Origin of the sequence: Nocardioides sp. Arc9.136, assembly GCF_030506255.1 — a bacterium.
Taxonomy (GTDB): Bacteria; Actinomycetota; Actinomycetes; order Propionibacteriales; family Nocardioidaceae; genus Nocardioides.
The window spans coordinates 439,137-461,633 of record NZ_CP113431.1 but is presented as its reverse complement, the minus strand read 5'-3'; the positions used below and the strand labels follow the sequence as shown (position 1 = coordinate 461,633).

Genomic DNA, 22,497 nt, shown 5'->3' with positions numbered 1-22,497 from the left:
CCCGGCCCGGCGGGCGCACCTATCGTCGGGGCCGTGGGGACGGGTGGTCCGGAGCGACGCGAGCGGGCGGGGAGGGGAGCGCTGCGCGCGCTCGCCGAGCGCCTCCTGGTGGCGCACACCGGCGCGACCGGCGTCGTCCGGCTGTGCCCGCACTGCGGCGGCGGGGACCACGGCCAGCCGGTGCTGACGGGCGCCGGCCCGCTCCCCCGCGTCTCGATCGGGTACGCCGACGGCCTGGTGGCCGTGGCGTGGAGCCGCGAGGGGCCGGTCGGGGTCGACGTGGAGGCCGACGGCCCGCCGGTCGGGGCGTACGGCGACCGTCGGTCGTGGACGCGGACCGAGGCGCTGCTCAAGCACGCCGGCACGGGCCTGGCCCACGACCCGCGCGACGGCCTGCCGGCCGGCGTGCCGACGTACGACCTGGCGGTGCCGGAGGGCTACGTGGGGACCGTCGCGGGTCGCGGGGTCAGCTGGTGCCTGGCCGGTCCGGCAGCGGCGGGAGAGCAGGTTCGTCGAGCCACGACCGGAACAGGCCGCCGAGGTCCTGCCCGGTGACCTCGCCGGCCAGGGCGACCAGCTCGGTGGTGGTGACCGACCCGCCGCAGTGCCGCTCGCACCAGGTGCGCAGCAGCTCGAAGAACGACTCGTCGCCCACGGTCAGCCGCAGGGCGTGCAGGGTGAGCGCGCCGCGCTTGTAGACCCGGTCGTCGAACATCGTCCCCGGCCCCGGGTCGGAGAGCACGAGGTCCTGGTCGGACTCGGCGAGGCGCTCGTGGTGGGAGCGGGCGTGCACGTCGGCGGGGTCGCCGCCGGAGCGCTCCGACCACAGCCACTCCGCGTAGCAGGCGAAGCCCTCGTGCAGCCAGATGTCGCGCCAGCGCGCGAGCGTGACCGCGTTGCCGAACCACTGGTGCGCCAGCTCGTGGGCGACCAGCCGGACCGAGCGCCAGTCGGGGTCGAGGAAGTTCGCGCCGAAGGTGGAGAGCCCCTGCGCCTCGAGCGGGATCTCCAGGTCGTCGGCGGTGACGACGGAGGTGTACGCCGCGAACGGGTAGGGCCCGAACAGTTCCTCGAAGGCCGCGACCATCTCCGCCTGCCGGCCGAACCCGGCGGCGAACGCCTCGTCGCCGGTGTCGGTCCCTTCCGGCACCGCGGCGCGGACCGGCACCCGGGCGCCGTCGAGCTCGTGGACGTCGTACCGCCCGACCTGCACGGTGGCGAGGTACGTCGCCATCGGCTCGCGCTGCTCGTGCACCCACCGCAGGCTGGAGCCCTGCCGGGCGCGCTCGGTCCGCTCGCCGTTGGCGACCACGACGTACCCCGGCTCGGTGGTCACCGCGATGCGGTACGTCGCCTTGTCGTCGGGCCGGTCGTTGCAGGGGAACCACGTCGGGGCGCCGTGCGGCTGGCCGGCCACGATCACGCCGTCCTCCAGCTCCTCCCAGCCGGCGTCGCCGTGCACGTCGTCGACGAGCGGTCGGGGCGTGCCGGCGTACTTCACGACGACCCGCAGCTCCGTCCCCGCCGCGAGCGGCTCGGCGAGCGAGACGACCAGGCGGCTGCCGCGGGTGGTCCACCGCTTCGGGCTGCGGCCGTCGACGGTCACCTTGTCGACGTCGAGGCCGGCGAGGTCGAGTACCAGGCGGTCGAGCCCGTCGGTCACCGCGACGGCGTCGATGGTGGCCCGGCCGCGGAGCCGGTTGGGCGCGAGGTCGTAGTCGAGGTCGAGGTCGTAGTGGCGGGCGCTCCAGGCGGGGTCGCCGTGGCCGGGGACGTAGTCGTCGGCGGTGGGCAGGCCGTGCTGTCCGGGCAGCTTCACCTCTCCGCCGTCCAGGGGCCGATCGGGTTGCCGATCCAGGTGGTCTTGTCCGGCACGGACTCGCCCCTCATCACCAACGACACGGGGCCGACCGTAGCGTGGCGGCCCAGCGTCGCCGCGGGGAGGATGACGCTGTTCGGGCCCAGGGTCGCGCCCCGCAGGAGGGTCACCGTGTCGGTGCTGAGCATCCGGTCGTGGAACAGGTGGGTCTGCACCACGCTGCCGGCGTTGACGGTGGCGCCGTCGCGGAGGTCGACGAGGTCGGCCTCGGGCAGCCAGTAGGTCTCGCACCACACCCCCCGACCGATCCGCGCGCCCATCGTGCGGAACCACGCGGTCAGCAGCGGGGTGCCGACCGCCGCCCGGGCGAACCAGGGGGCGGCGAGCACCTCGACGAAGGTGTCGGCCAGTTCGTTGCGCCACACGAACGAGCTCCACAGGGGGTGCGCCCCCGGGCGGGTCCGGCCCACGAGGACCCACTTGGCGGCGGTGGTGACCGCGGCGGCGACCAGGCCGCCGACCGCGAGGATCGGTCCGGCGAGGAGGAGCGCCGCGAGCACGCCCCACCGGTCGAGCAGCGCCACCAGCGCCACCGCGACCACGAGGGTCAGCGCCACCGCGAGGACCACCGGGACCAGGCGGCACAGCTCGACGGCGGCCCGCGCCACGAGCAGCCGGGTGGGCGGCTCGTAGGTGCGCCCGCTGTCGGTGTCCTGTGCGACCCGGCGCAGCGGGGCGGGCGGGCTGCCGAGCCAGGACTCGCCCGACCGGGCGCGTGCCCGGCGCGGTGCGGCGGAGAGCACCGCCACCAGGGACGCCTTGGGCACTTTCCGGCCGGGCGCGGCCATGCCGGAGTTGCCGACGAAGGCGCGCTTGCCGATCTTCACCCGCTCCACCCGCAGCCAGCCGCCGCCCAGCTCGTAGCCCCCGATGAGGGTGTCGTCGGCCAGGAACGCCTGGTCGTTGACCTGGGTCAGCGAGGGCACCAGCAGCACCGTCGAGGCCTCGACGTGCCGACCGATCCGTGCCCCGAGCGCCCGCAGCCAGACCGGCGTGAGCAGCGAGGAGTAGAGGGGGAAGAGCCAGGTGCGCGCCTCGTCGAGCACCCGCACCGTCGTCCACACCGCCAGCGCGGGTCCGCTGCGGACCGGGTGGACGCCGGGCCGGACGGCGAGCGCGGCCAGGCGGACGACCAGCCACACCAGGGCGGCGAGGACCACCAGGCCGACCAGGGTGGCGAGCGGCACCCAGGGCAGGAGGCCCGCGAGCGCGGCGCGCGGGCCGTCGTACGACGCGGGGCCCAGGGCCAGCAGCACGGCCCCGCCCGCGGCGACCGCCACGACCGGCAGCAGCGCCAGCAGCGCCGCCACGGCGGCGTACGCCGCGACCCAGGCGCGGGAGGTCTCCGGCCGGTCCGACCACGGGCCGCGGGCGGCCTCGCTGACCCGCGCGGCGGGCGCACCGGACCAGAACTCGCCGTCCGGCACGGCCCCGAGGACCGCCGAGCCGGGCGCGACCTCGGCGGCCCGCCCGACCTCGGCGCCGGGGCACAGCGTCGAGCGCGCGCCGACCTTGGCCCGGGCGCCCACGGAGACCGCGCCGAGGTGCACGACGTCGCCGTCGACCCACCACCCCCGCAGGTCGACCTCCGGCTCGACCGAGCAGCCCCTGCCGAGCCGGAGCAGCCCGGTGACCGGCGGGAGGGAGTGCAGGTCGACGTCGCGGCCGACGTCGGCGCCGAGCAGCCGGGCGTACCAGGTCATCGCCGGTGCGCCCGCCAGCCCGGTCGCGCCCAGCTCGTCCGCGGCCCGCTCGGCCAGCCACAGGCGCAGGTGGACCTTGCCGCCGCGCGGGTGGTCGCCGGGGCCGACGCCCGCGAGCACGAACCGGGCGGTGCCGGCCGCGAGCAGCATCCGGCCGGGCGGGCTGAGGAACAGCAGCCACCCGAGCAGGACGAGCGGCCACGCCGGCAGCGGCAGGCCGTCGACGTCGAGCAGGGCGGCGACGTGGCAGGCGATCGCCGCCCAGGTCAGCCAGCGGGGGCCGGCGAGCATCCGCAGGGCGACCGTCGCGACGACCTGTCCGGACTGGGTCTTCAGCGGCACGGCCGGGACCGTGCGGTCGCTGGTGGCGCCGGGTGCGGCGAGCCCGTCGAGGTAGCCGGCGAGCGCGCCGAGGGTCGGCCGCTCGTAGATGTCGCCGACCGCGACCTCGGGGTGCCGGGCCCGGAGCCGCGAGACCATCTGCGCGGCGGTCAGGCTGCCTCCGCCGAGGTCGAAGAAGTCGTCGCCGCGGCCGGTCGCGCCCGCCCCGAGCACCTCCCGCCACAGCTCGGAGACCCACGACTCGGTCGCGGTCAGCCCGGCGGTCGGCGCCTCGGCCGCCGCGGGCAGCGGCCAGGGCAGCGCGTCGCGGTCGACCTTGCCCGACGTGCGGGTGGGCAGCGTGTCGACCACCGCGAGGCGCGGGACGAGTGCGGCCGGGAGCGCCCGGCGCAGCTGGTCGAGCGCGGCCGCCTGGTCGAAGGTCGCGTCGACGGCGACGTACCCGACGAGCAGCTGGTTGCCGGCGGAGGTACGGCGCACCGCGGCCGCCGCGCCGGAGGCCCCGGGCAGCCCCAGCAGGGCGCTGTCGACCTCGCCCAGCTCGATCCGGCGGCCGCCCAGCTTCACCTGGTCGTCGGCGCGGCCGCCGAAGAGCAGCCCCTCGGGGTCGAAGACGACCAGATCGCCCGAGCGGTAGGCGCGGTCCCACCCCAGCGTCGGCATCGCGGCGTACTTCTCGGCGTCCTTGGCCGGGTCGAGGTACCGCGCCAGCCCGACGCCGCCGATGATCAGCTCCCCGGTCTCCCCCGGGGCGACGTGCCGCCCCTCGGCGTCGACGACCGCGAGGTCCCAGCCGGCCAGCGGGAGACCGATCCGCACCGGCCCCTCGCCGGTCAGCTCCGCGCCGCACGCCACCACGGTGGCCTCGGTCGGCCCGTAGGTGTTCCACACCTCCCGGCCCGGCGCGACCAGGCGGGCGGCGAGCTCCGGCGGGCAGGCCTCGCCGCCCATGATCAGCAGGCGCACCTGCGCGAGCGCCTCCGCCGGCCAGAGCGCGACCAGGGTGGGCACCGTCGAGACCACCGTGACCGCGTTGGCCACCAGCCACGGACCGACGTCCACTCCGCTGCGGACCAGCGCGCGGGGTGCGGGCACCAGGCACGCGCCGTACCGCCAGGCCAGCCACATCTCCTCGCAGCTGGCGTCGAAGGCGACCGACAGGCCGGCCATCACCCGGTCGCCGACACCCAGCGGCGCGTCCTGCAGGAACAGCGTCGACTCGGCGTCCACGAAGGCCGCCGCGCTGCGGTGGGAGACCGCGACGCCCTTCGGGGTGCCGGTCGAGCCCGAGGTGAAGATGACCCACGCGTCGTCGGAGAGCCCGGGCTCCTCGACCGCGCGCGGGACCTGCGCCGCAACGGGACGCCGCGCGACGACCGCGAGCCCGTTGCCGACCACCGCCGCGACGTCGGCCTCGCCGAAGACCAGGCGGGCGCGCTCGTCAGGGTCGTCGGCGTCGACCGGGACGTACGCCGCGCCGGCCAGCAGGATGCCCAGGATCGCGACGTAGAGGTCGGTGGTGCCCGAGCTGACCCGCACGCCGACCTTGTCGCCCGGCCCGACCCCCAGCTCCGCCAGCCGCGCCGCGAGGGCGTCCGCGGACTCCTCGAGCTCGGCGTAGGTGAGCACCTCGTTGCCGGTGTCGACGGCGGGGTCGTCGGCCGCCTGGGCGACCGTCGACCGGAAGACGTCGACGAGCGTGCGCGGCGTGGGCGCCTCCGCGCCTCGGCGCAGCGGCAGCGTGAGATCGGTGAGCACGGGCGAACGCTGTCCGGGACAGGTGAACGGGAGGTGTCCGTGTCCGCCGCGGGCCCTCCGCCGGCGGGGCGGCCGCATCGGCGCGCGGCCCACGGTTCACCCGATCGGCACCCGCCGTTCCCCCTCCCGGACACCCGGCGGCGGCACCGTGGACGCGCTGCGGCGGCCTCCCACGCCGCAGCCCCACTCGGAAGGATCGCCATGCACGAGCACGACCACGGGCACGACCACGGGCACTCGCACGGGCACTCGCACGGGCACGACCACGGGCACTCGCACTCCCACGAGGTCGACGACGTCACCGCCGTCGCCGCGGACACCTCGGTCCCCGACCACGACCTCACCCCCGCCGAGCTGTCGCGCCGCGGCCTGCTCCGGGCGGCCGGCATCAGCGGGGCCGCCGTCGCCGGCATGGCCGGCATGCGCGGCGTCACCCCGGCGATGGCCGCACCCGCGGCCGCGCCCGCCCGCGGCGGGAAGCCCGGGCCGGCCGCGCCGCGCCACTGGCTCGCCGGCGACCACCACATCCACACGCAGTACTCCTCCGACGGCCAGTACCGCGTCATCGACCAGGCGCAGCACGCCGCGGCGTACGGCCTGGACTGGCTGGTCATCACCGACCACGGCGGTGCGACCCACGCCCGGATCGGCGTCGACCTGGTCAACCCCGACATCAAGGCGGCCCGCGAGGAGCTCCCGGGCACCCTCATCTTCCAGGGCCTGGAGTGGAACATCCCCGCCGCCGAGCACGGCACCGTCTTCGTGGCCCCCGGGCCGAACGAGGTCGCGGTGCTCAAGCAGTTCGAGAACGCCTACGACGGCTCGGTCAAGGGCGCCTCGGGCAGCTCGCCGGCCAACGAGGCGCTCGCCGTCGCCGGCGTGCAGTGGCTCGGCCAGCAGGTCGACCGCAAGCGGGTCGCCGACGCGCTCTTCCTGGCCAACCACCCGGCCCGCAACGGCATCGACAGTCCCCACGAGATCCGCGCCTGGCGCGACGCCGACCCGCGCATCGCGATCGGCTTCGAGGGCGCACCCGGCCACCAGGCCGCCGGCCTGCCGAAGGGGTACGGCCCCGGCTCGGCCCGCGGCTACTACGGCAACGCGCCCGGCGCGGCGTCGTTCGCGGGCTACCCGCCCGAGAGCTACCGCACCTGGGGCGGCTTCGACTGGATGACCGCCACCGTCGGCGGGCTCTGGGACTCCCTCCTCGCCGAGGGCAAGCCGTGGTCGATCACGGCGAACTCCGACTCCCACGTCAACTGGACCGACACCTCGCGCCGCCCTGACGGGTCGGGCTCGGAGCAGTTCAACCGCGACGGTCGGTACGGCGATCCGGTCTACGCGGGCCGGATCAACCTCGACGCCGGCGACTTCTGGCCCGGCTTCTACAGCCGCACCCACGTCGGCGCGGCCTCCCGCGACTACCGCGCGGTCATGCGCGGCATGCGCGACGGCCGGATCTGGGTCGACCACGGCGGCCTGGTGAAGTCCGTCGACGTCACGGTCCGCAGCACCGGTGGCCGCGGACGGGACCGGAACGCCTCCGAGACGCTCGGCGGCACGCTGCTCGCTCGCCGCGGCAGCCGGCTCGAGCTCGTCGTGCGGATCACCGCGCAGGACGTGCCCAACTGGTCGCAGTTCGTCCCCTCGCTGAACCGTGTCGACGTGGTCCGCGGCCGGGTCGAGACCCCGTCCCGGTCCGCCGACCGGGACCGGTTCACCGCGCCGGACACGAAGGTGGTCGCGCAGACCGACACCTCCGGCCGCACCGGCACCTACACGCTGACCTACGACCTCGGCCGGGCGGAGGAGCCGTTCTACGTCCGCCTGCGCGGCACGGACGGCAACCGCTCGCAGCCGGGCTACCTCGGCGCCGCGGTCGACCCGGCCGGCCCGCAGATCGACGTGGTCGGCGACGCCGACCCGTGGGTGGACCTGTGGTTCTACACCAACCCGATCTGGGTCGTGCCGACCCGGTGACGACCACCCCCGACGTGCCGGCGTCCACGGTCCTGGTGGCCGTGGACGCCGGCACGCGCGACCACGCCGGCGCCGAGCACGTCGTCCACCTGCTCGACGGGCTGCTGCCGGCCGGCGACGCGACGTACGTCGCCAGCACGCACGTGGTCGCCACCGACGACGGCCCGCACACGGCCGTCGCCGCGACCTGGTCCGGTGCCGCGGCCGGCGGCCCCCACGCCGCCGGCGAGCTGGTCGGGCTGCTGGCCGCGGCCGTCGGCGAGCGGGCGGGCGTGCTCGTGGTCGCGGCCGGCGACGAGGCCGTCGCCGGCCCGGCCGCGGCGCTCGCCGGTGCCCGGGCGGCCGCCGGGCAGCACGTCGACCGGGCCGCGGGCCGGCTGGTGCGCTTCGCCGGCCGGGCGGAGGTCGAGCGGCCCTGCACCGTCGCCGACGTCGTCGCGCTCGACGCCGTGGACGCCGTCGAGGCCCTCGCCGGCACCGACGTCCGGCCCGAGACCCCGCTCGACCTCGGCGAGTGGGCGCGGCCGACCTGGCGGGCCGGGCGGTCGGTGCTGCTCGTGCAGCCCGGACGGGGCGGGCTCGTGCCGTTCGAGTCGCGCCACCAGATCGCCTGCTGCGCCGACCACTGAGCCACCCTCCACGGGAGCCGATGAGTCGGCGCCGTCCGCCGGGTCGGTGCCACCATGACGCGCTACTTCATCTCCTTCGACGACGGCGCCATGACCTTCCCCGAGGAGGACCTGCCGGCGGTGTCCGACGCCTCGCACGCCGTCGTCGAGGAGGCGAGGGCGGCCGGGGTGTGGGTGACCGGCGGCGGGATCGGTGAGGACCGGGTGAGCGTCGTCGACACCGACGGCACCGTCCGGGAGGACCCCTACCCGGCGGACCACCGCCGCGTCGGCGGCTTCTGCGTGCTCGAGGTGGCCTCCCGCGAGGAGGCGCTGCACTGGGCTGCGAGACTCGCGGCTGCCTGCCGCTGCCCCCAGGACGTGCGGGCGCTCATCGACGACCCGGCCGCCTGACCACCCCGGCCGGGCTGCGGACAGGAGACACCACGCCCGTGCCCCTCACCTCGCCGCCGCCCGCCGCCGACGAGCAGGAGCGCGCCCGCGTCCAGCGCCGGACCCTGCGCGCCGTCGTCCTCGCCCAGGTGCTGGGCGGCGCCGGCCTCGCCGCGGGCGTGACCGTCGGGGCGCTGCTGGCCCAGGAGATGCTCGGCACCGAGGGGCTGGCCGGGCTGCCGACGGCGCTGTTCACGCTGGGCTCCGCGCTCACGGCGTACCTCGTCGGGCGGGTCAGCCAGCGCGCCGGCCGCCGGGTCGGGCTCGGGCTCGGCTTCCTCGCCGGTGGCGCCGGCGCGGCCGGGGTCGTGGTGGCCGCGGCGGTCGACAGCGTGCCGCTGCTGCTCGTCGCGCTGCTCGTGTACGGCGCCGGCACGGCGACCAACCTGCAGGCGCGGTACGCCGGCACCGACCTCGCGGCGCCCGCCGCCCGCGGGAAGGCGATCAGCGTCGCGCTCGTCTCCACGACGGTCGGCGCGGTCGCCGGTCCGAACCTCGTCGAGCCGCTCGGCGACCTCGCGACCGGGCTGGGGCTGCCGGCGCTCGCCGGGCCGTTCCTCCTTGCCGCCGTCGCCTACACCGCCGCCGGTGCTGCGCTCTTCGCCCTGCTCCGCCCGGACCCACTGCTCCTCGCCCGCCGCCTGAACGCGGCCACCGCCACCAGGTCCGTCGCCGCCGGCGCCACGGGCCCCGCGGCGCCGACCGGTCGTCCGCGGCCGGGACGCGGCGCGTACGTCGGCGCGACCGTCATGGTCCTGACCCAGGTCACGATGGTCGCGATCATGACGATGACGCCGGTGCACATGCGGCACCACCACCACGGGCTCGGCGACGTCGGGATGGTCATCGGCCTGCACATCGCCGCGATGTACCTCCCCTCCCCCCTCACCGGGCTGCTGGTGGACCGGCTGGGCCGCACGGCGGTCGCCGCCGCCTCCGGCGCCGTCCTGCTCGCCGCCGGCGTCACCGCCGCGGTGGCGCCCGGGGACTCGCTCCCGCTGACGGTCCTCGCGCTCGTGCTCCTCGGGCTGGGCTGGAACCTCGGCCTGATCTCCGGCACCGCGCTCGTCGTGGACGCGACGACGACCGCGGACCGACCGCGCGTGCAGGGCAGCATCGACGTCCTCGTCGCCCTCTCGGGTGCGGCCGGCGGCGTGCTGTCCGGCGTCGTCGTGGACGCCGCGGGCTTCGCGGCGCTGTCCCTCGGCGGCGGTGTCCTGGCGCTCGCGCTGGTGCCCGTGCTGGCCTGGGCCCGGCCGCGCGCAGCGGTCTGAACCGGCTCCCGCGAGTTCGTCACAACCCCTGCCGGCCGTCGTCGCACCGCCGCATCATGGGCGGGTCATGCCTGCCCCGCCCGAGCCCGCCGCCACCCACGCTCCGTGGCGGGTCGAGCGCGCCCGGCCGACCGACCGCGGGCTCGTCGCCCGGCTCGTCGAGGCGGTCGTCGCCGCGGACCCCGCGGTCGCACCGCCGGTCGCCGACGGGACGCTGCGGGCAGCGCAGTGGCTGCAGCAGGAGCGACCCGCCTGGGAGGGCGTCGCGGTACTGGGGCCCGAGCCCCGCCGCGTCGTGGGGTACGTCGCCGCGCCGGCCGGTCCCCGGGCGGCCCCCCGCGTCCTGCTCCACCCGGACCACGGCGACCCCGCCCTCCGGGACGAGCTGGTCGCCGCCGCCCGTCGCGGCCTGGCCGAGGCGCGCCGCCGCCCGGCCGTCCCCGCGCCCCTGCCTCTGCCCCTGCCCGCGGACCGGCCGGCCATCTCCGCTGCTCCCCCCGCCCCACCGGGGCGACGCCGTCTCCGCGACCGGCTGACCGAGCCCGTGGGCGCCGTCGCGATCCTCGCCGGCGGCACCGCGGCGGTGCTCGCCGTCCAGGTCGGCGCCGGCCCGCTGTCCGACGTCGTGCCGTTCCTCCGTCCCGACCGGGAGGGGCCGGCCGCTGCTGCCGAGCCGTCCCCGGGGCCGCGGCCGGCACCGCCGACCCCGACCGAGCTGCCCCGGGCCGTCGCGCCGACGCCCGCGGCAGGACCGGCCGGCGCGCCCACCACCGGTGCGGCCACGCCGACGCCGCCCGCAACCACCGCTCCACCTGCCCCGGCCGCCCCGTCCGTCGACCCGCCCGCACCAGCGGGTCCGCCGCCCCCGCGGCAGACACCGGAGCCCACCTCGGCCCTCGTCGACCCGCTGGTCACCGAGGTGCTGGGGGCCGTCGACGGCGCCACCGGCGGCGCGCTCGCTCCGGTCACGGCGACCGTCGGTGGGGTCGCCGGCACCACCACCGACGTCCTCGACGGCCTCCTGGGCCTGCTGGTGCCGCCGCGCTGAACGGCTGTGGTTGGCTGGTGCCATGGCGAGCCGCACGGTCCTGGCCCTGGCGGCCCTGGCCCTCGCGGCCCTCACGCTGAGCTCCTGCGACGCCGGCTCGGGGCAGGGCCCGCAGGCGGTGGCTCCCTCGACGCCCGCGACCTCCGAGGCGCCCCGGGCGGCCGCCGACCTGGTCCCGGACGAGGGTGCGTGGTTCGGGGCCTCGATTGACTGGTCGCAGGACTCCCTCGCGGCGTACGCCGAGCGCCTCGGCCACGCGCCCGCGGTCGCCGTCTCCTTCTACGACCTGCCGATGACCGACCAGCAGCGCACCTGGCTCGACCAGGCCGTGGAGCAGGCGCACGAGCTCGGCACCATGCTGCTGGTCACGCTGGAGCCGAAGGACGGGCTGGCCGCCGTCACCCGGCCGGTCGCCGAGAACCTGGCGCGGACCCTGGACGGCCACAACCGCGCCGGCACCCCGGTGCTCCTCCGCTTCGCGCACGAGATGAACGGCTCCTGGTACGCCTGGGGCCAGCAGCCGGCGGCGTACGTCGCCGCCTTCCGCCGCGTCGCCGAGGCCGTCCACCGCGGGGCGCCGGGGACCGCGATGGTGTGGGCGCCGAACTACGGCGGCGGCTACCCCTTCGCCGGCGGCGCCCACCAGGCCGCACCCGGCTCGCCGGACGCGCGGGTGCTGGACACCGACGGCGACGGGTCGGTCACCCGGCGCGACGACCCCTACGCGCCCTACTGGCCCGGCAGGCAGCACGTCGACTGGGTCGGCATGTCGATCTACCACTGGGGCGCGCGCTACCCGTGGGGCGAGAACGAGGTCCCCGAGCCGGGCAAGTTCACCGACCTGCTGCGCGGGACGTACGACGGCGCCGCGGGCGACGAGCGCGTGGTCCCCGACTTCTACGCCGAGTACGGCGAGCGGCGGGGCCTCCCGGTGGCCGTCACCGAGACCGGTGCGCTCTTCGCCCCCGGCCGCGGTGGGGCCGACGAGCTGGCGGTCAAGCGGGCCTGGTGGCGCCAGGTGCTCGCCGCCGACCACGACCAGACGCTGCCGCTGGTGGGGATGGTCAACTGGTTCGAGTGGGACAAGCAGGAGCCCGAGGTCGACGGACGGGTGGACTGGCGGGCCACGGTCGGACCGGTCGGCGAGGCGTTCCGCACGGACCTGCCCGACTGGCTGCGGTTCGCCGGCGACTGACGTCGACGGGCACTACGGTGCCGAGGTGTCCCCGCTGCGCAACGGCACCCACGGCTACGGGACCGTCACCCGGGTCCTGCACTGGGTCACGGTCGTCCTGCTCGCCGTCCAGGTCGTCGTCGGCTACACGATGGGCGCCTCCGCGGACCGCGCCGCCGACCGCGCCGAGCAGCGGCTCGAGGCGTTCGAGGAGCGCGGCGAGGAACGTGCGGAGCGCGCGGGCGAGGCGGCCGAGGAGCGGTTCGAGCGCGAGGTCGAGCGGCGCGAGGGGGCGATCGACGCCGAGGAGGATGCCCCCTCCGGCCTCCACGTCGCCCTCGGGCTGGCCCTGCTCGCGCTCGCGGCCGCCCGGCTGGCGTGGCGGCGCGCCACCCCGCTGCCGCCGTGGTCGGACCGCCTCTCCCCGCGCGACCGGCGGGTGCAGGGGCTGCTCGAGAAGGCGTTGCTCACCCTCCTCCTGGTCGTCCCGGCCACCGGCCTGGCGCTGCTCCTGCGGGACGACTGGGTGGCGCTCCACGTCGCCGCGCACGTCGCGCTGTACGCCGTCGTGGCCGCGCACGTCGGGCTGGTGCTCGTGCGGGGCACGACCCGGCGGATGGTCACCGGGCGGGACCGGCCACCGCGGTAGCCGGCCAATCCGTGTGCCGGCGCGGGTCCGAAGCACCTCGGTCAGAGCACCTCCCCGACGACCGGCGGACGCCCCGATCCCCGACCCGCCGCGCGGGTACCGGCGGGGCACCGACGGAAGGAGAACCGCATGACCGATGTGACCGCCAGCTCCGGCCTGCTCCACACGACCAAGGTCCATGTCGACGACACCGGAGGGACGGGCCGCCCCGTCGTCCTCATCCACGGCTGGCCGCTCTCGGCCGAGTCCTGGAAGGACCAGGTGGGCGCACTGAGCGCCGCCGGGCACCGCGTCGTCGCCTACGACCGCCGCGGCTTCGGCCGCAGCGACAAGCCCCGCGGTGGCTACGACTACGACCAGCTCGCCGACGACCTCGCCGGTGTCCTGGACGAGCTCGACCTGCGTGACGTCACCCTCGTCGGCTTCTCGATGGGCGGCGGCGAGGTTGCCCGCTACATCACCCGCCACGGCGAGGAGCGGCTGCACAGCGTCGTCTTCGCGGCGGCCGTTCCGCCGTACCTCATGCAGACCGACGACAACCCCGACGGCCCGCTGCCGCCCGAGCAGGCGCAGGGCATGGCGGCGGACCTGGAGAAGGACCGGGACGCGTTCTTCGACGACTTCACCCGGCAGTTCTTCTCCGTCGACGGCGAGCTCAAGGTGACCGAGCAGCAGCGGCAGGACGCCATCGCGCTGTGCCACCAGTCCGACCAGAAGGCGGCGCTCGCCTGCATGGAGGCGTTCGGCGGCACCGACTTCCGCGACGACCTCCCGAAGGTGACCGTCCCGACGCTGGTCGTCCACGGCGCCGGCGACGCCACCGTGCCGTTCGAGGGCTCCGGGAAGCGCACCCACGCCGCGATCCCGCACAGCCAGCTGGTCGTCGTCGACGACGCCCCGCACGGCTTCAACGTCAGCCACGCCGAGGAGTTCAACCGGGCGCTGCTCGACTTCCTCGCCCGCTGACCCGGGTCGGCAGCGGCCGCCCCGGCAGCGTCAGCGGATCTCGTTGTCGGGGTGGTCGAGGTCGTAGGACTCGCGCGAGCGGGCGATCTCGGCCCGGTGCTCGAGCGACCAGTCCGCGAGCGCCTTGACGAGGTGTGTCAGGCTCGCACCCGTCGCGGTCAAGCGGTAGTCGACCTGCGCCGGCACGGTCGGGTAGACCGTCCGCAGGACGAGGCCGTCGCGCTCCAGCCGCCGGACCGTGAGGGTCAGCATCCGCTGCGAGATGCCCTCGACCGCGCGCTGGAGCTCCCGGAAGCGGCGCGGGCCGCCCGCGAGCTCGACGACGACCAGCACCGACCACTTGTCGCCGACTCGGTCCAGCACGTCGCGGATCCCGCAGTCGGGGTGGTCCTTCGCCCCGCACGGCTCGAGCTCGGCGGGGCCGGCGGTTACCCCGGTGTGCGTCACGGACACAGGACTGCCTCCTTGTGGGCCGACCCGGCCGGCCCAAGACTCCTCCGTAGTTACCGAAGAGAACCACGGAAGAGGACGGACCCGCAATGATCATGGTGACCGGTGCGAACGGACAGCTCGCCTCACTCATCCTCCACGAGCTCGGCGTGCGCCGCGCGCCCGCCCTGGGCGGCACGCGGTCGCCCTCCGCCGGGCAGCGCCGGCTCGACTTCGACGACCCCGGAAGCCTCGACCTCGGCGGGGTCTCGACCCTCGTCCTCGTCTCGGCCGGCTACGCCGAGGACGACCGGGTCGTCGCCCGGCACGGCGCCGTCCTCGACGCGGCGGTGCGTGACGGCGTGGGCCACGTCGTCTACACGAGCCTGACCGGTGCGGGCGACCACCTCGGCTTCGCCGCCGCCCACCGGGCCACCGAGCGGCTCGTCACGGCCAGCGGCCTGGGCTGGACGATCCTGCGCAACGGCCTCTACGCCGAGCTGTTCGGGGCGCTCCTGACCTGGACCGGTGACGGCCTGGAGTCGGCGTTCGGCGACGGCGCCCTCGCCGCGGTCGCCCGCGCCGACCTGGCCGCGGCCGCCGCGGTCGTCGCCGCCGACCCGGCCACACACGCGGAGACGACGTACGACCTCGTCGGCGAGCCGATCACGGCCGCCGACGTCGCCGCGCGGCTGGGGGTCGAGCACGCGACCACCGGGCTCGGGGAGTACCGCGCCCGGCTCCTGGCCGACCACACCCTGCTGCCGTTCCAGCCACCGATGCTCGCCTCGATCGCCACCAGCGTCCGGCACGGCTTCCTCGGTGCCGGCGGCCCGGACCTGGTGCGGCTGCTCGGCCGGCCGGCCACCGACCCGCTCGCCGTCGCCGCGGACGTCGCCGCGTCGATGCGGCCCGCCGCCGCCTGAGCCGACCGCCCGCCCGCGCGTCCGTCCGCTCTAGGTCACGGTCAGCCCCACCAGCGCCACGTTGAGGGCGATCACGGCCGCCGCCACCACGACTGCCGCCACCGTCGTCGTGCGCCGGTTGACCAGCGAGCCCATCACGTCGCGCCGGGCGGTGAACAGCACGAGCGGGACCAGCGCGAAGGGGATGCCGAAGGACAGGACGACCTGAGAGAGCACGAGCGCGCGGGTCGGGTCCACCCCGGCCGCCAGCACCGCCACGGCCGGGACGAGCGCGACCAGCCGCCGCAGCGTCAGGGGGATGCGCACACGCAGGAACCCCTCCATCACCACCTGCCCGGCCAGGGTGCCGACGCTGGAGGAGGCGAAGCCGGACGCCAGCAGCGCGAGCGCGAACAGCAGCGCGGCGACCGGCCCGAGGGTGGCGCCGAGCTCCGCGTGCGCCCCCTCGATGGTGTCGATCGGCGGCTCCGGCCCGGACAGGGCCGACGCCGCGACCACCAGCAGCGCGAGGTTCATGACCCCCGCGATCCCCATGGCGAGGACCACGTCGACGCGCTGGCTGCGCAGCAGCGCCGCGCGCTCGCGCTCGTGCGGGCGGCCGTAGCGCGTGCTGGTGAGCGCTCCGTGGAGGTAGATCGCGTGCGGCATGACCGTCGCGCCGAGCATCCCCGCGGCCAGCAGGATGCTGTCGGGCCCGTCGAACCGCGGGACGGTTCCCTCGACGAGCGCCAGCGGCTCGAGCCCGCTGCGGGCCAGGTCGTAGACGAAGCCGACCAGGATGACCGCCAGCAGCCCGGTGATGGCGTACTCGAAGGGCCGGTGCCCCCGGTTCTGCACGAGCAGGAGGAGGAAGGCGACCACCGCGGTGATCACGCCGCCCACCAGCAGCGGGAGCCCGAACAAGAGCTGCAGCGCGATCGCGCCCCCGACCACCTCGGCGACGTCGGTCGCGATGGCGACGACCTCCCCCTGGACCCAGAGGCCGCGGCTCACCGGGCGGGGGAAGTGCTCGCGGCACAGCGCGGGCAGGCTGGCCCCGGTCGCGATGCCGACCTTCGCCGAGAGGTACTGCACCAGCATCGCCATCAGGTTCGCGACGACCACCACCCACACGAGCAGGTAGCCGTACGTCGTGCCGGCCGTCAGGTTGGTGGCGAAGTTGCCCGGGTCGACGTACGCGATGGCGGTGACGAACGCCGGCCCCAACAGGGGCAGCGACCGGCGCACCAGGGCTCCCGGGCGGCCTCCCGGGAGCGACCGTTCCTGGAACATGCGCTGCTCCTTCGCGCTGGGTGCGTCGGTCGGCAAATATCGTCGATTGTGGTTCGGAGCGACGCCGGGATCGGATTGAAGAGAATTCGGCGAATGGGCGACAAATTCCCCTCCGAGACGGTGACAAAGCCCCTGGCACGTGCTTAGCGTGAGTCCCGTTCGGGTGCTGGAACGGCGCTGAGAAATAGGCGTTGACCAGCACCGATGGGTGCGACCTCAACCAGGAGCTGCCAGCCGCACCCCCGGCGCGACCGTCGTGGAAAGAATTCTGGCGAATTCGGACCGGCGGCGCGAGAAATGGTCCTGCAATGGAGCCTCGTCGCCAGGGCGACGCCTGCGCCATTGCATTCTTCTGCATGCCTTCTCGCATGCATCGACGATCAAGGGAGAACCGATGTTCGGCAAAGCAGTGGTGCGCGACATGATCAGCCGTTCGGCCGAGAACGAGGCCGACCGCCGCCTGTTCCTCAAGTCCGCGGGCGTCGCGGGACTCGGCGCCGTCGGCGCCGGCGCCGGGGTCCTCGGCACGATGTCCGCGGCCGAGGGCGCGATCAGCGACGGGGCGGTGCTCAACTTCGCGCTGAACCTGGAGTACCTCGAGGCGGAGTTCTACCTGCAGGCCGTCACCGGCGAGGGCCTCGGCGACAAGCTGACCAACGGCAAGGGCCGGCGGGGCGGTGTCGTGGGCGGTCGCAAGGTCGAGTTCACGACGCCGGCGATCCGCAAGTACGCCCGTGAGATCGCGATGGACGAGCTGGCGCACGTCAAGTTCCTGCGCACGGCGCTCGGGGGCGCCAAGGTCGCTCGCCCTAGCATCGACATCAGGAACAGCTTCACCGCGGCCGCGCGTGCGGCCGGTCTGATCGGCGCGAACCAGACCTTCGACCCCTACGCCAACGAGAACAACTTCCTCCTCGCGGCGTTCATCTTCGAGGACGTCGGCGTGACGGCGTACAAGGGCGCCGCCCCGCTGATCGACAACAAGACCTACCTCGAGGCCGCGGCCGGGATCCTCGCGGTGGAGGCGTACCACGCCGGCATCGTCCGCACCACGCTCTACCAGAAGGGCCTCTTCGACCAGGCGGCGAAGATCTCCAACGCCCGCGACAGCCTCGACGGCAAGGGCAACCGGGACCAGTACATCGGTGGCCGCATGATGGCCAACCTGGTGCCCGCCGACCGCAACGCCGTGGCGTTCAGCCGCTCCGCCCCCGAGGTGCTCAACGTGGTCTACCTCAACCCGAAGTCGGTGCAGAAGGGCGGCTTCTTCCCCAGCGGCGTCAACGGCTCGATCAACCGCAGCGGGGCGAACGCATGAGCCTCGTGGAGGTCGTCGGCGCCCTGGCCCTGACCTGGGTGCTGCTCCGTGCCATGTGGCTGCTCGTCCACCCGCCGCGGGGCTCGGCCCAGCACTGACCCCGCCGCCCGACTGACGGCGCCGGCGCGGGGACAGTCACGGACGTTTCCGACCCTGACGGGACCCGTGGGGGGCGGAGACGTCCGTGACTACCCCGTCCCGGCCGTGTCCGTACTGACGCCCGGGTGGATGTCCGTGTCCTCCGGCACCAGGTCGGCCAGGACGCCGAGCGGAGTGGGCTTGACGGGAAAGCGTCCCGAGAAGTGTCCGCTGTCGGCGGGGGCCTGGTCCCGGGCCTGCGACACGAGCGCACCGACGGCGCCCTCGCAGTAGCGGCCCTGGCAGGGACCCATCCCGGCGCGGCACTCCAGCTTCACCGCGCTCGCGGTGGAGAGGAACGGGTTGTCGGCGAGGACCTGCTCGACCGTGCCGCGGGTGACCAGCTCGCACCGGCAGATCGTGGTGTCGTGGTCGGCCCACGAGGCCATCCCGGCGCGGTCGGGCTCGAAGAGCTCCTGGACGACGCCCGCGAACCGGCCGGCCCGGCGTACGTCGTCCTCGGCGGCCCCCAGGTCGTCCGCGGAGACGGCGTGGGGGTCGGCGTCGCGCGCGAGCGCGAGCCCTGCCAGCCGACCCTCGGCGCGGGCCTGCTCGGCGCCGCCGACACCGGTCGGCTCGCCCGCGACCCACACCCCGGGGAGGGAGGCGGCGAAGGACTCGTCGTGCCGCACGACCCATCCGCCCCGCGGCGAGCTCCACTCGACCTCGCACCCGGCCTGCCGGGCCAGCTCGGTCGAGGGGGTGAAGCCGTAGCCGACGACCAGCGTCGCCGCGGCGCGGGTGCGCCGCCGGCCGGTCTGCCGCCAGGAGGAGTCGATGCGGGCCAGCTCGACGCTCTCGACGCCGTCGCGGCCGTGCGCGGCGACGACGGCCGTGCGGGTGCTGACCCGGACGCCGTGGGCCACCAGGTTGGCCACCGCTCGGGCCGTCTCGGCGAGCACCGCGGCGTGCCCGGGCACCGCGCGCCGGGCGCGGACCGACTCGGTCGGGGTGGGCAGGCCGCGGGCGAACGCGACCTCGACGACGTCGGCACCCGCGGCGCGGAGCTGCTCGGCCACGACGATGAGCAGCGGGTGCGACCCGGCGACGACGACCGGACCCGCCACCCGGACGTGCTGGCTCTTGAGCAGGCTCTGCACGCCACCGGCGGTCATCACGCCGGGCAGCGTCCAGCCGGGGAAGGCGACCGGCAGGTCGTAGGCGCCGGTCGCCAGGACCAGCCGCGGCGCGCGGAGGTTCACGCCGCCGGCGGGGGTCGAGACCGCCACGGTGAGCACGGCGCCCCGCTCGTGCGGGGCGTCGACCTCGCGCAGGACGCCGAGCGCGCTGCTGGAGGGCCGGTGGTCGACCAGGGGGTGCGACTCGAAGTCGCGCAGCAGCGGGAGCGCCCACCCGTAGCCCGCGCCGGGGCGCACCCCGACGCCGGCGAACTCCTCGGGCGGCTGCCGGAAGATCTGGCCGCCGGCACGGCGCTGCTCGTCGACGACGGCGACACGGAGACCGGCGTCGGCGGCGGCCACGGCGGCAGACATCCCGGCGGGGCCGGCGCCGACCACCACGACGTCGTGGGTCACCTGGTCCACCGCTGGACCTCCATCCCGTCGCGGACCTCGGTCAGGCAGGACCGCGTCAACGGCACCCCGTCCACGACGAGCGCGCAGTCGAAGCAGGTGCCCATGTTGCAGAACGGCGCCCGCGGGCTGCCGTCGGGCATGGTGCTGAAGACGACGTCGCCGGCGACCAGCAGGGCGGCGGCGAGGGTCTCCCCGGCGTGGCAGGCGATCGGGCGGCCCTCGTAGGTCAGGACCACCTGCTCGCCGCGCGAGGTCGGGACTCGTTCAGCCGACACGGGCTCCTCCTCGGTAGCGGCGGGGGTCGTACGGCGTCAGGTCGGTGCCGGCCGGCCGGCCCTGCACCAGGTCGGTGAGGACCTGGGCGAAGCTCGGCCCGAGGGTGAAGGCGGAGCCGCCGGTGGCCACGAAGGCACCGGGGGCGTCCGGCACCGCACCCACCAGCGGCAGCTGGTCGGGGGTCACGGTCGTGGTCCCCACCCAGGTGCGCAGCACGGGGACGTGCGCGAGCTCCGGGACGGCAGCGACCGCCGCCCGGGCGTTGCCGGCGACCGAGCCGGCGACGATCTCCGGGGAGCGCGCGAGGTCGGCCTCCCCGAGCGGGCCCCGGCCCAGGCGGGCGGGCCACCCGCCACCGATGAGCACGTTCCCGTCCCCGGCCTGCTTCAGCGACAGCCGGGTGCCGGCGTGCTGGACCAGGTGGGAGATCAGCGGCGGCCGGCGCACCGTGACGCTCATCGTCAGCGCGAGCGGGATGGTGGGGAGCTCGGAGCCGATCATGGCCCCGAGCTCGGTCGTCCAGACGCCGGCCGCCAGCACGACGGCGTCGGCCTGGACGGTCCGCTCGGTGCCCGCGGGGCCGGCCGGGCCAGCGCCGCGGGACCGCAGGGTCGCGGTCCACCCGCCGCCCGCACGCGCCAGGCGCACCACCTCGCACCGGCCCTGCACGTCTGCGCCGAGCCGCGCGGCGGCGCGCGCGAGCGCGGGTGCCGCGAGCCGGGTGTCGGCCTTGCCCTCGATCGGGCAGTGGCTGGCGGCGCGCACCGTCGGGGAGAGGTACGGCGCCTCCGCGAGGACCGCCTCGCGGTCCAGGACGCGCACGTCGAGGCCCCAGGCCCGCTCCACCTCCGCCTTGGCGTGCAGGAGACGCTCCTGCTCGGCGGTGTGGGCGAGCATCAGGCCGCCGGTCTGGGACACCCCGAGCGGCTCGCCGACCTCCTCGGTGAGCCGCTCCCACCACTGCGCCGCCTCGAGGTGCAGCGGCATCGCCTCGGCGGCCAGCTTGGCCGCCTCGATGCCGCGCTCGATCATCCGGTACTCGAGCTGGAAGTGCAGGCTGCCGGCGTTCTGCCCGGAAGCGTGCTGGTTGACCTGGTCGCGCTCGACGAGCAGGACGTCGGCTCCCTCGCGGGCGAGCATCCATGCCGTCGCGCAGCCGAGGAACCCCCCGCCGACGACGAGGACGTCGACCCTGTCCACCGGGCTCAGCGGACCGTCTCGATGTCCAGCGAGGCCAGCGTCGAGGCGATCAGGTCCACCTCGTCGGCGGAGAGCTCGAGCAGCGGGCGGCGGACGTGCCCGGCCGGGACGCCGCGCAGCCGCAGGGCGGTCTTCATGATCGCCTGCTGGTTGCCGAACCGCACTCCGTAGTCGGGGGTGAACCACGCCTGCATGACGACCCGGTCGCGGGCGCCCAGCTCGACGGCGCGGTCCCGGTCGCCCGCGTCGACGGCGTCCCAGAAGCCGGGGTGGTCGCTGCCGAGCACGCCGCCGGAGCCCATCAGGCCGTCGCCGTGGCCGAGCAGCGCCAGGTCGGCGCCGAGCGGGCTGGTCGGGAGGCCGAAGTAGCGCACCCGGCCCTCGAGGGCGTACATCCCGGCGAGGAAGGAGGCGAAGTCGCCGGTGGAGTTCTTGATCGCGACGACGTTCTCGATGTCGGCCAGCTCGCCGAGCAGGTCGGGCCCCATGTCGACGACGCAGCCGCGCGGCCAGTTGTAGACGCACATCGCGATGTCGGTGGCGTCCGAGACGTCGCTGTAGAACTGCACGACCTCGCGGGGGTTCGGCACGACGTACGGCGGCGGGGTGAGCAGGATGCCGTCGAGCCCGACCCGCTCGGCCGCCCGGGCGTGGACGACCGCCTCCGCGGCGGTGAAGGCGTTGCACGCACCGATGACCACGAAGTCCTCGGCGCGGTGGCGCGCGGCGGCCGCGAAGAGGTCGGCCCGCTCCTCGGTGGACAGGCTGAACCACTCGCCGCTCGTGCCGGCGACGACGATGCCGTGCAGGCCCTCGGCCCGGTACCAGTCGATCTGCTGGTGGAGCGCGGGCAGGTCGAGCGCGCCGCTGCTGTCGAAGGGCGTGGTGATCGCGGGGATGTACCCGCGCCAGCTCACCGAGCTGCGGTCCATGGTGTCCTCCGGGACGGACGGGTCCCGTGTGGGACGTGCGTGTGGGGGCGGGGCGTGCGGGGCGGGGCGCCGGTCACGGCACGGGCGGCGTGACCGAGACGGTGATGCTGGCCGGCTCGTCGCTGACGTTGCTGAACCGGTGCGGCAGGCGGGAGTCGAAGGTGACGGCCTCGCCGGCCACGAGGTCGTACGTCGCCTCGCCCACCTCGATGCGGACCGTCCCGCCGAGCACCAGCACGCACTCGGTCGAGGCGTGCCCGCGCGGCTCGGCGGAGCTGGTGTCGCCGGGCGCGAGGTCGGCGCGCAGCACCTCGAGCTCGCCACGGCCCGGCGTGAGCCGCTCGTAGGTGATCCGGCCCTGCGGTGCCGAGATGGTGGTGCGCTGCCCGGGTCGGCTGACGTAGACCAGGGGCGCGTTCGGCTCGGTGAACAGCGAGGCGATCTCGGCGTCGAAGACGGCCGAGAGCTTGCGCAGGGTCGCGAGGCTCGGGTCGGTCGTGCCGTTCTCGATCTGGCTCAGCAGCCCGACCGAGACCTCGGCCTGGGCGGCCAGGCCCTTGAGGGTCAGGCCCCGCTTCTGCCGCAGCTCGCGCAGACGGTCACCCAGCACGTCGCTCACCTCCCCGGTGACCGGTGG

20 protein-coding genes are annotated in these 22,497 nt (G+C 75.7%); 11 read left to right on the top strand and 9 right to left on the bottom strand.

Annotated elements, in window-relative coordinates:
• Positions 1-33: 33 nt before the first annotated feature.
• Complete coding sequence (locus OSR43_RS02165) at positions 34-555, top strand: 4'-phosphopantetheinyl transferase superfamily protein (RefSeq protein ID WP_302269332.1); 522 nt, start codon at positions 34-36, stop codon at positions 553-555.
• Here the strand turns inward: OSR43_RS02165 and OSR43_RS02160 are convergent.
• Positions 467-1,819 (bottom strand): M1 family metallopeptidase, encoded by a 1,353-nt coding sequence (locus OSR43_RS02160; protein ID WP_302269331.1) that lies wholly within the window; start codon positions 1,817-1,819, stop codon positions 467-469. The genes OSR43_RS02165 and OSR43_RS02160 overlap by 89 nt on opposite strands.
• Positions 1,816-5,682, bottom strand: coding sequence for a Pls/PosA family non-ribosomal peptide synthetase (locus tag OSR43_RS02155; RefSeq protein ID WP_302269330.1), 3,867 nt, complete (start codon positions 5,680-5,682; stop codon positions 1,816-1,818). The genes OSR43_RS02160 and OSR43_RS02155 overlap by 4 nt, the downstream gene beginning before the upstream one ends.
• A 201-nt stretch (positions 5,683-5,883) precedes the next feature.
• Here OSR43_RS02155 and OSR43_RS02150 point away from each other — a divergent pair, with 201 nt between their 5' ends.
• The 8 genes from OSR43_RS02150 (at position 5,884) to OSR43_RS02115 (ending at position 13,834) form a co-directional block, all read left to right on the top strand.
• Positions 5,884-7,662: a PHP domain-containing protein gene (locus OSR43_RS02150; protein WP_302269328.1), complete on the top strand. Its 1,779-nt coding sequence runs from the start codon at positions 5,884-5,886 to the stop codon at positions 7,660-7,662.
• Positions 7,659-8,291 carry a hypothetical protein gene (locus tag OSR43_RS02145; RefSeq protein WP_302269327.1) on the top strand — a complete coding sequence of 211 codons (633 nt, stop codon included), beginning with the start codon at positions 7,659-7,661 and terminating at the stop codon, positions 8,289-8,291. Before OSR43_RS02150 ends, OSR43_RS02145 begins: the two co-directional genes overlap by 4 nt.
• Before the next feature lie 54 nt (positions 8,292-8,345).
• Positions 8,346-8,684: a YciI family protein gene (locus tag OSR43_RS02140; RefSeq protein ID WP_302269326.1), complete on the top strand. Its 339-nt coding sequence runs from the start codon at positions 8,346-8,348 to the stop codon at positions 8,682-8,684.
• Between the two features lie 38 nt (positions 8,685-8,722).
• Positions 8,723-9,997: an MFS transporter gene (locus OSR43_RS02135; RefSeq protein ID WP_302269325.1), complete on the top strand. Its 1,275-nt coding sequence runs from the start codon at positions 8,723-8,725 to the stop codon at positions 9,995-9,997.
• 67 nt (positions 9,998-10,064) lie between these two features.
• Positions 10,065-11,045 (top strand): hypothetical protein, encoded by a 981-nt coding sequence (locus OSR43_RS02130; RefSeq protein ID WP_302269324.1) that lies wholly within the window; start codon positions 10,065-10,067, stop codon positions 11,043-11,045.
• A gap of 22 nt (positions 11,046-11,067) precedes the next feature.
• The gene (locus OSR43_RS02125; protein WP_302269323.1) at positions 11,068-12,240 is read left to right on the top strand and encodes a glycoside hydrolase family 26 protein; all 1,173 of its coding nucleotides are present in this window, start codon (positions 11,068-11,070) and stop codon (positions 12,238-12,240) included.
• A 25-nt stretch (positions 12,241-12,265) separates the two neighbouring features.
• Positions 12,266-12,868 carry a cytochrome b/b6 domain-containing protein gene (locus tag OSR43_RS02120; RefSeq protein WP_302269322.1) on the top strand — a complete coding sequence of 201 codons (603 nt, stop codon included), beginning with the start codon at positions 12,266-12,268 and terminating at the stop codon, positions 12,866-12,868.
• A 129-nt stretch (positions 12,869-12,997) separates the two neighbouring features.
• On the top strand, positions 12,998-13,834 hold the full coding sequence (locus OSR43_RS02115; RefSeq protein ID WP_302269321.1) for an alpha/beta fold hydrolase: 837 nt from the start codon (positions 12,998-13,000) through the stop codon (positions 13,832-13,834).
• 30 nt (positions 13,835-13,864) lie between these two features.
• Here OSR43_RS02115 and OSR43_RS02110 read toward each other — a convergent pair whose 3' ends face one another.
• Entirely contained in the window at positions 13,865-14,287 is a 423-nt protein-coding gene (locus tag OSR43_RS02110; protein WP_302269320.1) for a helix-turn-helix domain-containing protein, read from the bottom strand.
• An 86-nt stretch (positions 14,288-14,373) separates the two neighbouring features.
• On the opposite strand from OSR43_RS02110, the gene OSR43_RS02105 reads away from it, so the two are divergent.
• Positions 14,374-15,189: an NAD(P)H-binding protein gene (locus tag OSR43_RS02105; RefSeq protein WP_302269319.1), complete on the top strand. Its 816-nt coding sequence runs from the start codon at positions 14,374-14,376 to the stop codon at positions 15,187-15,189.
• 30 nt (positions 15,190-15,219) lie between these two features.
• Here the strand turns inward: OSR43_RS02105 and OSR43_RS02100 are convergent, their stop codons facing one another.
• Positions 15,220-16,461, bottom strand: a complete 1,242-nt coding sequence (locus OSR43_RS02100; protein ID WP_302269318.1) for an Nramp family divalent metal transporter — start codon at positions 16,459-16,461, stop codon at positions 15,220-15,222.
• Between the two features lie 394 nt (positions 16,462-16,855).
• On the opposite strand from OSR43_RS02100, the gene OSR43_RS02095 reads away from it, so the two are divergent.
• The gene (locus tag OSR43_RS02095; RefSeq protein WP_302269317.1) at positions 16,856-17,779 is read left to right on the top strand and encodes a ferritin-like domain-containing protein; all 924 of its coding nucleotides are present in this window, start codon (positions 16,856-16,858) and stop codon (positions 17,777-17,779) included.
• Between the two features lie 188 nt (positions 17,780-17,967).
• Here OSR43_RS02095 and OSR43_RS02090 read toward each other — a convergent pair whose 3' ends face one another.
• The 5 genes from OSR43_RS02090 to OSR43_RS02070 form a co-directional block, all read right to left on the bottom strand.
• The gene (locus OSR43_RS02090) at positions 17,968-19,461 is read right to left on the bottom strand and encodes an FAD-dependent oxidoreductase (protein ID WP_302269316.1); all 1,494 of its coding nucleotides are present in this window, start codon (positions 19,459-19,461) and stop codon (positions 17,968-17,970) included.
• Positions 19,449-19,727: a (2Fe-2S)-binding protein gene (locus OSR43_RS02085; protein ID WP_302269314.1), complete on the bottom strand. Its 279-nt coding sequence runs from the start codon at positions 19,725-19,727 to the stop codon at positions 19,449-19,451. Before OSR43_RS02085 ends, OSR43_RS02090 begins: the two co-directional genes overlap by 13 nt.
• Positions 19,717-20,928, bottom strand: coding sequence for an FAD-binding oxidoreductase (locus OSR43_RS02080; RefSeq protein WP_302269312.1), 1,212 nt, complete (start codon positions 20,926-20,928; stop codon positions 19,717-19,719). The genes OSR43_RS02085 and OSR43_RS02080 overlap by 11 nt, the downstream gene beginning before the upstream one ends.
• Before the next feature lie 5 nt (positions 20,929-20,933).
• Entirely contained in the window at positions 20,934-21,860 is a 927-nt protein-coding gene (locus OSR43_RS02075; protein WP_302269310.1) for a dihydrodipicolinate synthase family protein, read from the bottom strand.
• Positions 21,861-21,933: 73 nt separating this feature from the next.
• On the bottom strand, positions 21,934-22,470 hold the full coding sequence (locus tag OSR43_RS02070) for a helix-turn-helix domain-containing protein (RefSeq protein WP_302269308.1): 537 nt from the start codon (positions 22,468-22,470) through the stop codon (positions 21,934-21,936).
• Positions 22,471-22,497: the final 27 nt, after the last annotated feature.